Origin of the sequence: Blastomonas natatoria (genome assembly GCF_003201955.1) — a bacterium.
Taxonomy (GTDB): domain Bacteria; phylum Pseudomonadota; class Alphaproteobacteria; order Sphingomonadales; family Sphingomonadaceae; genus Blastomonas; species Blastomonas natatoria.
On record NZ_QJJM01000003.1, the window covers coordinates 150,033 to 163,247 of the forward strand.

3 protein-coding genes are annotated in these 13,215 nt (G+C 65.7%); all 3 read right to left on the reverse strand.

Features of this window, described 5'->3' with window-relative positions; all coding sequences use genetic code 11:
• Positions 1-23: 23 nt before the first annotated feature.
• Genes C7451_RS04945 through C7451_RS04955 form a run of 3 tightly spaced genes read right to left on the reverse strand, consistent with a single transcriptional unit; the run spans position 24 to position 13,098 of the window.
• Positions 24-3,110: a CHAT domain-containing protein gene (locus C7451_RS04945; protein ID WP_110297851.1), complete on the reverse strand. Its 3,087-nt coding sequence runs from the start codon at positions 3,108-3,110 to the stop codon at positions 24-26.
• Entirely contained in the window at positions 3,107-11,338 is an 8,232-nt protein-coding gene (locus C7451_RS20380) for a beta strand repeat-containing protein (protein WP_146215286.1), read from the reverse strand. The genes C7451_RS04945 and C7451_RS20380 overlap by 4 nt, the downstream gene beginning before the upstream one ends.
• Positions 11,338-13,098, reverse strand: a complete 1,761-nt coding sequence (locus tag C7451_RS04955) for a ShlB/FhaC/HecB family hemolysin secretion/activation protein (protein ID WP_110298003.1) — start codon at positions 13,096-13,098, stop codon at positions 11,338-11,340. Before C7451_RS04955 ends, C7451_RS20380 begins: the two co-directional genes overlap by 1 nt.
• Positions 13,099-13,215 lie beyond the last annotated feature (117 nt).

The window sequence follows — 13,215 nt, forward strand, 5'->3', positions numbered from 1 at the left end:
CGCCTGTCTTGACCAGTGCGGGACTATTTCACCAGAGGCTTGGTGCCATCGCCGAGCAGGATGAACGCCGCCCAGTAATAGGGATGCGATGTCAGCGGATCGTCCATCGCCGCGCGCTGCGCCTTGGCAAGCGATTCGTTCATCGCAGTGCCGGGGTCGGCCTTGAACAGCGAGGAGATCAGATTTTCGGTCGCGTTGAAGTCGTCAGGCACCGGCCAGTGGCTCGCAAGCACCGACCGGGCACCGGCCCCCACGAATGCGCGGACCAGACCGTCGAGCGCGAAATTGCCCCCGGTCTCGATCCCTGCCTCGCGCGAGGCCGAAACGGTGGCGAGCCCCGCCGTGTCGCAGGCGGAGAGGATGACCAGGTCGGCATCGAGCTTGAGGTCGAAAATCTCCTTGAAGCTCAGCAGCCCGTCGGAGCTTGCATCGCCGAACGAGGTGACCAGCGCCGGGCGCGCCGGGCATTCGGGGCGCGGCGCGGTGACCAGACCGTGCGTGGCAAAATGCAGGATGCGATATTCGTCGAGATCGTCGCGGTTCAGCAGCGCAGTGTCGCTGAAACTCTGCTGGGTCAGCACATTGGCACGGCCAGCGCCCAGCACGCTCTGCGCCAGCTTGAGCTCGGCCGGAGAAATCGGGTCCATCCAGGTCGCGACCGGCCATTCGCAATCGGCATCACGCCGGTCCGAGGCGAGCTGGATGCGTTCGGGGGGAGGAGCATTCTCGCCCACGCCCAGATAGGCCTGTTTGCCGCGCGCCGGCGCAATGGTGCGAACATCGGCAAACGAGCGCGGCGACACCGCGATCGAGAAGCGCCGGTCGCGCCCGAACCAGGCGACGCCGGTAAAGTCGAACGGATCGGCATCGATCGCGGCCGAGCGTTCCAGGTACGCATCGACACCCTTCTGGTCCTCGACCAGCAGGCCGGGCGGCAATTGCAGCAGCGCGCCATCAGGTTCGTAGACCAGATGCTCGATCCCGGCGAGATCCGCCTGGAGGCCCGGGAACAGCGCTTCGTAGAGCCGGCGCGCCTCGACCACGTCGAACGGATAGTTGGTGGGCTGGCCATTCTCGATGACCACGATCGAATCGCGCAGCTTGGCGACCGTCTTGTCGAGATCGGCGCGGGTCAGCTCGACGCTGATCGTGCGCACCTTGTCGGCGGTGATCAGCTGGCCATAGACCTTCTGCCCGACAAAGCTGACCTTGTAATAGCCTTCGCGCGGGCCGAGCAGCTTCTGCAGTTCGGCGAGCGTCACCGAGCTTGGCGAAAGCACGCGATATTGCGAATACTGGCCCAGCCGCGATTGCAGCGCGGTCTGCTCGTTCTGCTGGTTGGTCAGCGATTCGCGGGCCAGCGCCAGCGCAGCCGTGTCTTCGGGAGTCGGCTGGGGCAGGGCCTCCAGGCGCTGGATCTCGGCGCTGGTCCGCGCGATTTCGCGGGTGCGCGTTACCGCCAGGCGGAACAGCGCCGAGGCCTCGTCATTGCCTTCGGAAAGTTCGCGCGCCAGCACCGCCTGGGTCTGCGCGACCCCGGGGCGCTGCAGCAGCTGGCTGGCGTTGAACATCCGTGCGGCGACCGAGGGGTCGCTGTCCGCGCGCGTGGCGAGTTGGGCAAAATAGGGACCAAGCATCTCCTTCATCGCGGCACGGGCGCTCGGCACGGCTTCGCCCTCGGCGACGATCTCGTCATAGAGCGCAATCGAGGCATCGGCCTCGCCGCGCCGGGCAAGGAATGCCGCCAGCCGTCCCTTGGCGCTGAGCAGGCCCGGCGATTGCGGATAATCGAGCTTGTAGATGGCGAGCGCTTCGGTGAGCCCGGCGCGCGCACCGGCGAAATCCCCGCGCGATTCCTGAATCAGGGCGCGCTGCGTCGCCACTTCGGCGCGCAGCCATCCCGTCGAACTGATCCGTCCGCCGCGCACCGCGACAATGGCATCAATGCCCTGCTGCAGCGCAGCCAGCGCCGCATCCGGCTGGCCCGACATTCTGAGCGCCGTGCCGCGCAGCAGTTGCGCCTGTCCATCGAGAATCTGCGCGCGTTCCTGGCCGGTCAGGCTTGAATCGACACCGCCCAGCCGCTTGAGACCAGCGTTTTCGCGGTTGATCTGATCGGCGAGCATCTTGGTGATCTCGCCCTGCGACAGCCGCGTTTCGCCCACCATTTCGGTGTCGATCGATACCTGCCGGTCGAGGACCTTGAGCGCCTCGCCAGGATTGCGCTGGTTGATCGCATCGATCGCGCGGAAGTTGCGGATCATGCGCTGGGTCACCCCGTCGCTGGCCGCGACCAGCCGGTCCGCGCGGGCAAACAGGGCGCCCGCAGTGGCAAAGTCACCCATGTTCGATTGCTGCAGCGCCTGGTTTGCAAGGAATTCGGCTGTGCGCTCGCTTCCTCCGCGTTCGCGCGCGGCCAGCGTCTCGAAAAACTCGGCGGACTCGGCATAGGCGCCGTAGTTGTTGCGGACATAAGCCTCGACCCGCGCCGATTCCTCGTCGAGCGTGCCTGCCTGGATGCGCGCAAAGGCGGCGGGATCGCTGACCTGGGTGGTGGCGACATCGACCGTGCCGGGAACGGCCCTGTCGGTCACCAGCGAGGCCAGCGCCAGCTTGAGCGCGGAGTCATAGCCCGAAAGCCCTTCGGCCACGAACACGGTATCGCCCCGCACCGCCGCGTAGATCCGGTAATCCACCCCCGCCTTGGGGTCGCGGCATTCCAGCACGCTCGCACCGCCAATGGTCTCGATTTCGGTAACCTGTTTCGCATCGCAGGACAGGCGGGCCATCGCCTTGTCGAGATACTGGGCCAGCCGGTCGCCCTCGCCGCCGCGCAACGCATAGAGCGAGGCTACCGGGCTGGCTGCATCGCGGCAGACGACGCGATAGCCGCGATCGAACATGCTGGCGAGCGCGGGGTCGGTCGGCCGATATTGCGCGGTGCACAGCACGCCGGACGATCCTACGCGAAAGCTGTCGCGCAGCGCGATCGACTCCTGTCCCTGCGCCAGAGCAGGGGTGGTGAGACCTGCGGCAAGCGCCAGCAGGGCGGTGCCACTGTGCCGCAGGACGCGGCGAAGTGCGCCAGGCTTGTACGGGGTGCGGATCATGGCTGGCCTCCGGAATCGGGCAGGGGATCGGTCAGCGGCTGGTCAAGCTGCAGATTGGGGTTGCCGCCGCTGGTCACGGGCTCGTCGATGATCGGTTCGACGCCAAGGCGTCGGGTGTTGACGATCGTCACCGGCGGCATGATCGGCTTGCGCGGAGCAGCTTCGCCGCGCGCTGCCTCTTCGGCGGCTGCTTCGGCCTCTTCCTGTTCCTGCTGCGCCTCGCGTTCTGCGGCAGGGGTTGGCGGCGGCGGACCGGCATGACTGATCACGGTCGGGCTCTGCTCGGTAATGCCGCCGCCGCCACAGGCGATGGCGCTGAGCAGACAGCCGTTGATCGAGGAGGTAGCAGTAAAGCCGCTGGGGCCACCGCTATCCTGGCCGGTGCTGCTGGTCGAGCGCGGGAAGATCAGGTCGCGGACCGAAGTGCCGTTGCGCACGAGATCGCCCGTATCGAGCAACTGGCCATAGATGACCAGATCGATCAGCGACGACGATCCCTGTTGCGAGCTGCGCGGCGTTACCTGGAAGCTGCCTACCCGGCCGAAGAAGCCCGCGTTGAGCAGCGAGGTGCCGGTATTCTGGATGAAGAGCGTAATGCCGACAGTGAACTGGAGGGTGGACGCCTGGATCACGCCATCGGGGCGCGACGCCGCGATCGGGAGGCTGAGGGCGGTGTCGCGTCCGACGAAATTGACGTTATCCGCCAATCGTTCGAGCAGCGATGCGCTGGCGACATGGATATTGTTGGCGTTGATCGACAGCACGCCGCCCGGCGAACTGCCGCTGAGGAAGATGCCACCGGTATCGGCATTGATTTCGACCCGGCCCGCATTCAGCGACACCCGGTTGGCTGCTGCCATGGCGTTGAACACGGCGTTGCCGTTCACGCGGATCGTCCCCGGCGTATTGATCGTCAGGCTGCCTTCCGCCCCGTTCAGGTTCGTGCCGCTGGTTGCGGTCGATCCGTTGAGGGTCAGTGCGCGTATCTCGACGCCGGTTCCCGTCGAAGAGACATTCGGCGCATTGATGACGATGCTCTGCGCGCGGATGCGCGAGATTTCGCTGCCGTCCAGCGTGTAGCCGGTCTGTTGCGACTGGTTGTCACCCGCGCCGCCAATGACGATGCTGCCGCTGCGATTGGCGGTGAGCGTGATCGTGCCGGTATTGGCATTGCCCAGGCCGCCATTGGCCGAGAAGGCGATATCGCCCGAACTGATGGTGATGGTCGGTGCCACGGCAAGTCCGCCGAACACGGCAGTGCCGCCGGCGTCCAGGCTGATCCGCGTGCCCGCAGTAATCGTGCTGTTGGCCGACAGGGTGCCGGTCGAGGCGGCCACCAGGCTGCCGGTGGACACTGCGCCGATCGACACGTTGCCGCCAGCGCGCACCGGGGTGGCGGTGAGCAGCGCGTTGAGATCGATCGCACTGATAGCCGCTGTCGGCGAAATGCCGCTGCTGCCGCTCACCAGCACCGTGCCGCTGGCTCCCGTGGCAGGGTTGCCCGTGGCGATGCTGCCAGCGGTGACATTCTGCGAGGCCAGCAACAGCGCGTTCGTGCCGGCGCTGACATTGCCGGTCGTCAGGCTGCCGTTGATGGCCGCTGCAAATACCGCATTGGTGGCATTGAGCGCACCAGCGGTGATGCTGCCCCCTCGCACGCGTATCTCGTTGGTGGAACTGATATTGCCGGTGGCGATGGCCTGGTTGGCGCGCACGAGCACCGTACCACCCGCGGTGATCGCACCGGTCGTGATGTTGCTTGCATTGCCGAAATTGCCCAGGCCATCGTCGGATCCGATCCCCAGCAGACCGAAGCTGTTGATCGTGCCGGTGACGATCGCGCCATTGGCACCCAGGCCGATGCTGAAGCCCGTTGATGTCGCGCCCGGGCCCGTGGTGCGCAGATTGCCGAGCGTCATGTCGCCGGTGACGATCGTGCCGATCGACGTGCCTGCGGTAATGTCGCCCCCGGTCACCGATCCGGCAACGTTGAACTGTGTGCTGGTGGCCGAGCTTAGCGTCCCGAAGCCCAGATTGCCGCCGGTGGCGCCGATGCTGATGCCGCTGCTGGTCGATGTGACATTGCCCAGCGTGACGGCTGTGCCGCCGATATTGACCAGAGAAGCAGTGATCGGACCGGTAGAAGCAAAGCTTGCAGTGCGCGAGCGCAACTGCGCGGCGCCGGTTGTCGTGACGCCCCCGATGCTGACTGCCCCTCCGCCATCGACGGTGACGAGCGACCCGGTCAGCGTTCCAGAGGTCAGCAGTCCGCTGCTGGTCTGAAGCGTGACGGCACCACCGGCGCTGACGTTTCCTACGGCAAGGTTGCCGTTCGTTGTTTCAAGGAAAGTGAACAGGCCGGAGCTGATGGCCTGCGCCGCGATGCTGTTGGCGCTGATGCCCACGCGCCCGCCAGTGGCAGTGATTGCACCCGATGCGGAGAATGCGGTCCCGACCCCGGCCAGCACGTTGCTGGCCTGGATCGGCCCGTTCACGACCAGGTTGCCGGCGGTGCGTACCGGGGTCAATGCAAAGAGCGGCGTCGGATCGAAATCCGGTCCCAGCGAGGCTACCATCGACGTGTTGCCGACATAGAAATAGCGGTCGGCGGCGGTGCCGGTAGTTACCGCGCCGTTGATGAGGATATTGCCCGTGCCCAGCGCAACGATGTTCTCCCCGCTGGTGAGCGATCCGGCGCTGATCGTGCCGCCTGCGACCAGGCCGATATTGCGTGCGCCGGTCAGGTTGCCGACCTGAATGCTGCCGCCCTGCGACAACAGGCCGACACTATAGCTGGTCGTCGGGATGGCGCCCGATGCGTTGACGCTGTTGCCGGTGATGTCGCCCAGCGCAGTGACCGAGAAATCAAGCCCGGTACTCGCGTCGGCAAAGCTGACCGAACCTGTGGACGACAACTCGGTATCTTCACCCGACTGGATGCCGCCCAGCGCCATGTTTCCGGCGCGCGTGTCGAGCACGATATAGGTGCCCGCCGTCAGGTTGCCGATCGTCATGTTGCCGGCATTGACCAGCAGATCGATATAGCCGTTCGTCGCCGTTGCCGTGGACAGGGTCAGGCCGTTTGCGGCGGTCATAGCGATGAAATCGGCGGCGGTAACGACGCCGGCACTGATACCGCCCGAGGTGGACGTCAGATTGACATGGTTGCCGGACGTGAGGTTGCCGAGCTGCAGCGACGTGCCCTGCATGCCGATCACGCCGCCAGCGTTGATATTGCCCAGGATGATCGCGCCGGATGCTACGGCCGAGAAATCGCCCGGGGTTGCCAGATTGGCACCGACGATGACGTTGTTGCTGGACAGCAGACTGATCGCACCGGCGGTGATCGTGCCCAGACTGGTCGGCGAAGTGATCACCGTGTCATTGACAAAATCGCCGGTATTGATCCCGAATGTCCCTGCGTTGACCGCGCCATTGCTGACCAGCACCGACAACCTGTTCGGGGTCACGTAGGTCAGGCTTCCCGCAACATTGAGGAAGCCATCGCTGACGCGGATGAAGTCCTCGACATCCGGTCCTGCCGAGGGCGCATTGCCAACGGCGTTGACGACAAGGCTGCCCACGATTGCATCTGCGTTGCGAACCTCGACATTCGATCCGCGGGCGAACAGCGACTGACCGGCCACCGAGCCGCTGCCTCCGACGCCGCCAGCGATTCCCAGCAGGTCATTGGCTTCCAGCCGACCGCGATTGGCCGGAATCTGGAAGCGGTCGGTGATGAGGAAGCCGACAGTTCCACCGATACCGTTGCCACCCGCGCCCGAAGTCGCGCCCGCACCGCCATTGCCGCCGAAGCCATCCGACACCAGCGTGGCGTTGTTGAGCGCCACGCGCGATCCGCGGACCAGCAGCGCATTGCGCCCGCCTTCGCCCGATCCGCCTGCACCGCCATTGCCGGCGCCTGTCGATCCTGATCCGCCAGTGCCGCCGCTGCCGCCAAATCCTGCAGCCTGAGAGAAGACGTCGAGCATCAGGGCGCTGCCGCTATTGTCTGCCCCATTTGTCACAGAGCTGATGGTGCCGAACTGATTGAAGCCGCCGATTCCGTTGCCACCCGCACCGCCCGCGCCGCCCAGGCCCGATGAGCCCGTGCCGCCGGCTCCGCCTGCGCCGCCAAACCCATTGGCGCTGATCTGCAGGTTGCCGATATCGAGAACGCCGTTGCCCGCCGCACCAAAGGCCTGGATGTCGCCAGCTGTTGCATTGCCGCCCGCGCCGCCGGCGCCACCGATCAGGCCATTGGCGCCTGCACCGCCTGCACCGCCAAAGGCATCGACCGACAGGCTGACATTGTCGAGATCGACCAGGCCGGCAAGCAAGCCGGTGTCAGAGATGAGTAGTGCAAAGCCACCCGTGGCATCGCCGCCGTTGCCGCCCAGCGCGCCATCCCCGCCTCTGCCGATCGCCGAAATGAAGACATCGCCGCCGCGTAATTGGGTGTTGTTCGATCCGAAGCGCGAATCTCCCCCGATGCCTGCGCCGCCATTGCCCGCCAGCAGGGCACTGCCGCCCTGACCGGTCGCGGTGAGCGACACGATGCCGCCATAGGTTTGCGTGCTCTGGATGTTGATGGTGCCGAGCTCGTTGCGGCCGCCGGTCCCGGTGCCGCCATTGCCCGTCTGGGCGGTGCCGCCGGTGCCGTTGGCGACCATGGTCGTATCGCCGGCGATGGTGATGAAGCCATTGCCCTCATTGGTGTTGACGACGAGCGTGCGCCCGCCAGTTGCATTGCCGCCATTGCCGGTCAGGATGGAATTGCCGCCAAAGGCCGAGGCATCAAGCGATGCGGCGCCGGTGATGTTGAGCGTACCCGAGCCGACCGAAAGATCGACGATGCCACCGGTCGCATCGCCGATGGTGCCCGTTACCGCGCTGCCGGTTCCGGCGATCGCATCGGCAAAGACATTGCCGTTGACGGTGATCGCGCTACCCGTGCCCGACGCGCGCATCCGCGATGTGCCGCCGGCCGCCGTACCGGCATTTCCGCCGCCATCGACCACGTTGCCGCTCAGTCCCTGCGACGACAGGAAGACATCCTGGCCCAGCGTGATCTGGCCATTGCCGGTGCCGTTGGAGACGTCGGCAAACCCGCCCACCGCAGCCCCGCTATTGGCGCCTGCGCTGGCCGATCCGCCAAAGCCGCTCGCGTTCATCGCGGTGATGCCGCCCACCGTGACAACTGCCCTTGCCCCGGCAAACAGCTGTGCAGCGCCCCCACCGCCTTCGCCGCCAAGATTGCCTGTGCCTGCGGCATCGCCGCCAAAGCCTTGCGCGGTAGCATCGACAAAACTGCCGATCTGGATGACCCCGCCCTCGATCGCGCCGATGATCGCCTGGCCCCCGAAGCCGTCCCCGCCCGAGCCGGTGCCGAATGACGTTCCGCCGGTTCCGTCGGCCGTGACCGTGGCGTTGCCGCCAATGCTCATGGTGGCAAAGCCTGCGGCTGCGCCGGACGCACCGGCCCCGATATTGGCTATGCCGCCGGTCCCATTGCCGGCCCGTATGCCGCCATTGTTGAACCCGCCAGTACCGCGCGCGTCGACCGAAGCGTTTCCTGTGATAGTCACGGTGTCGCGATTGGAAACGATCCGCGCATCGCCGCCAAAGCCGCTTCCGGCAATGCCGTCACCGCCACCGGTATTGGAATCGCCGGTGCCCGTGGCGCTGACGATCGCGTCGCCATTGATGGTGATGAGCCCGCCCAATTCCTGCGAGATCGATGCCGCTCCACCCCGGCCGTCACCGCCATCGATGCCGGTAAGCGAGGAACCGAAGACCGCACCATTGGCGTCGATATCGACCAGCCCGGTGATGTTGATCGTGCCCCCAGTCCCGGATGCCACGATCTGCGTGGTGCCGCCTGTGCCATTGCCCGAACCGCCTGTGCCCGACGTGGTGGCACTGCCGCCGATGCCGCCCGACGACATGCGCACGCCGCCATTGAGCGTCATGGTCCCGGCATTGTTCATCGTCAGCAGCGCACCCCGGCCGTCGACCAGGGCGCCGCCAAAGCCGTTGCCGCCGAACACGCCGTTGCCGCCCAGCCCGAGAGCCTCGATCTGCACCTGACCCTGAACCGTGACGGTGCCGCCCGGCGGCAGCGCAAACGCCGAAAGCGACAGCTGTGCGAGCCCCCCGCGTCCAGTCCCGCCTGTCGATGCCACGCCAACGCCGCTATTGCCACCGACGCCGGTCGCCTGAATTGTTAGATCCGATGCGAGGCTGAGCACGCCTCCAGTGGCAAAAATCTGTGCGAGCGCAGAGCCACCCGTGCCATTGCCTCCGTTGCCGTCGCTGTCATCGGCATTGCCGCCAAAACCGAAGCTGGTCAGCGTGACGGGGCCGGTGGCGTTGATCTGGCCGCCTGTTCCGGCACTGAAGCCGATATTGCCGCCCAAGCCCGCACCGCCCGAGCCGGTGCCAAATGCGCTTCCGCCAAAGCCATCGGCGGATCCGAAGATGATGCCATTGACGGTAAGCGCATTGTTGCTGCCGCCGGCAACCGAAGCCCCCGAGTTGATCTGGACCGATCCGCCCTGTCCGATGCCGGCCGTGCCATTGCCGAAATTACTGCTGCCAAAGCCGTTGGCCGTGACCAGCAGATTGCCGCCAATCAGCATCGTCGAATTGTTGTCGATCGTGGCGTTTCGGCCAGAGGTCACTATGACCGTTCCGCCTGTGCCGCTGTTGCTCGTTGTGCTGGTCGATCCGATGCTGCCCGCGCGACCATCGGCGCTGACGACCAGATTGCCTGCAATATCGAGCAGCGAGTTGCCGAACGAACGGACATCGGCGATACCGCCGACGCCTGCACCCACGGCTCCCCCGCTCAGATTGCCGCCGCCTTCGCCATTGGCAGTGACAAAGGCATTGCCCAGCACACGCACCGTGCCGCCTGCCTGTGCATAGAGCTGCGCATTGCCACCGGTCACGGACTGACCATCGGTAAGGCCCACCCTGTCAGCCGAAACGGTGAGGTCACGCGAGGCGATGATCTGGCCCGTGCCAAAGGCTGTAACGGTGGACTGGTTGTCGCCATGAAAGCGCGCATCGCCCGCAAGGCTCAGCGTGCCGCTACCAACGGCCACATTGGTGAGAAACGAGGATGCGCCGTTGATTGCCGACGTGATCGTGCCCGACGAGATGAACAGGCTAGCCTGCTGCCCCGGATTGGCAGGGGCCTGATCGATGGTGTCGCCCGACACGTTGAAGCCCGACGACAGGATGATCGAATTGCCCTGCACGTCCGCTGCGCCCGCGATATCGAAGCCCAATGTGCTGCCGCCGCCGATCGCCATGGTGATCGCGTTGTTCTTCGGCACTGCCACCATGTAGATGCGGTGATTGTCGCCGGCGCCGCTGCTGGCAGGGCCGGTGGTACTGCCGTTATGGGCGATGGCCGTGTTGCCTGCCGCCGCATCGCCATTGGTGCCGGTGGTCACCTGGATGTCGAACAGACCGTTGCCGGCAAAGGTGATCGTCGCGGCTTCCGCGCCGACATAGGCGGCCGAACCGTTGACGTTGACGCTGCCATTCTGGCGAATGATCGGCGACACCATGGCGACATAGCTGTTCTGCGGTGTCAGGGTGATCTGGGCACCGGTATCGACCTGGACATAGCTGGTCGCCGAGGCAGCGGGACCAAGCGTCAGCGCACCACCGGCGGTGATGAAGTTGCCGCTGCCATCGCGCACCGGATCGAGGCTGGTGAGCAGCAGGCCGCCGACATCGATGACGCCCGTCGATCCGATGACGATGCCGCCCGGGCTGTAGAAATAGACATTGCCGCCCGAAACCAGGCCCGCCCCGGTCTGCAACTGGCTGATGATCGTGCCATTGAGCGCAATCGCACGATTGGGATCGTTGGGGATGATGCGGTTGAGGACGGTAAACTGGTTCTGGATGGTCGGGTTGTTGCGGAAGAATGCGGTGCGGCCATTGGGCAGGAAGTTGATCACCCCGCCGCCGATAGCCGTGTCGTTGGTGGTCCAGTTGATCACCGCCTGATCGGTATCGACACGGATATTGTCGGTGCCCGGTGTCCGGTTGATGCCTGCCCCGCCCGAGACGACGGTCGGCGTACCCTCGAACGCCTGACCATGCGCAGGGCCGGAGCCGCCGATCGCCAAGCCGGTCGCGAGCGCGAGCGCGGATGTCGCCTTGGCCAGCAGGATGCGGCGGGCGGTCAGGGTGCGGTCGTAAGCCATCAGCGGGCTCCCCAGGGCAGAAGAAGAGTGGTGAGGGTGAACAGGATTCGCGGATCGGGGGTATCGTTGAGCAGGCCCGCCCGCTCGGTCGGGACCGCTACAGTCACGTCGAGCCTGAACCGGTCGCTGATCCGCGCTCGCGCGCCGAGGCCGACCGAGCTCAACCGCTGCGGATCGCCGGGGCGGCCATCGTCCCAGGTCCACGCAACATCCATGAAGGCAAAGGGCTGGAACGAGAAATCCACGTCCTTGATCGGGCTGATCTGCGGGCCGCGCAGTTCGGCCTGGAAGCCGACGCCATCATCGCCGACGATCGTGCCCGGATCATAGCCCCGGCCGATGGTGAAGTTGCCGCCGGAATATTCCTCGAAGCTCAGCACCGGATCGAAGGCCAGCTGACCGCGACCGCGAATGAAGACCGACGCGCTGTCGCCCAGTGCCGCTTCGGCGGAAAGCTCGCCGCGGATCAGCGTCGATGTCGGGTCGCCATCGCCGCGCGTGGTCGGCGTGCGTACCAGCGCGCAGACGAAATTGCACGGTTCGCTTGCCCCCAATATGTCCAGCCCCTGCCGGAACTCGAGCAGGCCTGCCATGCGCCAGCGCGGCGAGGCGCCATTGGCCATGTCGATCGCCTCCCCCGAAAGCTGGGCATAGGCGATGCGGATGCGGTCGCGCGACAGGGGACCGATGAAATCGATGTCCTGATTGACATAATCCATCCCGACCGTGCTGTAGAGAGACGCTGCCTGGCTGCGGAGCAGCGGATAGCGTGCCTCGACGCTGGCGAGCAGCGTGGTGGCGTCGATCCGGGCATTCACCCCGGCGGGCAGATTGATGTCCGGCTCGGTCCAGGCATAGGTGAAGCGGCCAGCCAGGGTCAGTCCTTCGCTGCCCACGCGGAACTCATGCCCCGCCTGGACGATCTGCTGCTCCTGGAAATCGAGCGTCGAATAGGCCGAGACATAGGTGCGGTCGCCCATGCCGGTCAGGCCATAGAATTGCGCGCGCAATTGTGCACCATAGGGTCCGGCATCGCGCGCGGCGAGGTTCTGCACGTTGAGGTCGACCTCGAACGGCGTCCGGCGCACGGTCACATCGCCGATCAGTTCCCCGGGTCCCGTTCCGGCGGGCACCAGCGTCAGCCGGATGTCATATCCGGGCAGGTCGCGCGCCAGCAGCAGATAGCGTTCGGCCAGCTTCTGGTTGAACACGGTTCCCTCGGTCAACCGCTGCAGATAATTGGCGACCAGCTTCTCGCCCGCGCCTGCATCGCCGCGGACGCGAACCTGGGTCAGCTTGGCATAGAGCACTTCGAACTGCACGACGCCATTGTCGATGCGCTGGGTCGGCACCTGCACGGCAGCGATATATCCGTCGCGGCGCAGCTTGGTGGCAACGGCGTCACGAATGTCGCACAAAACCGCCACCGGCTGTTCGGTCCCGATATACCGTTCATAGAGCGGGCGCAGTTCGATCGGGGCCACAGGGCCCAGATTGTTGAAGCGGGCTTCGCTCAGCGTCAGCTTGACATTGGCATAGGCAGGGTCGGCCAGCGGGCAGGGTGCGCGTTCGATATCGCCTTCGACCGTGAGCCGCGCGGGCCTTTCGCTGCGCGACTGGACAGGGCGCTCGATTTCCTCGCGGGTGGGCGGGGAGGGAACGTTGATCTGCTGGGCCTGTGCCGCCGTCGTCCACAACAATCCGGCGCAGGTCGCAGTGCCCAGAATCAGCCGTCGCGTACGGAAAAAGCCAGTCGCCAAGATCACCCCCTATAGCCTGTGCGGACACCGGAGGAGAACGGACCCTACCCATCACCCCGGACCGAATTTTCGTCTGCATTGCGCTTGTTGCGCATTTGCATTCCTGGGCGACCTTGG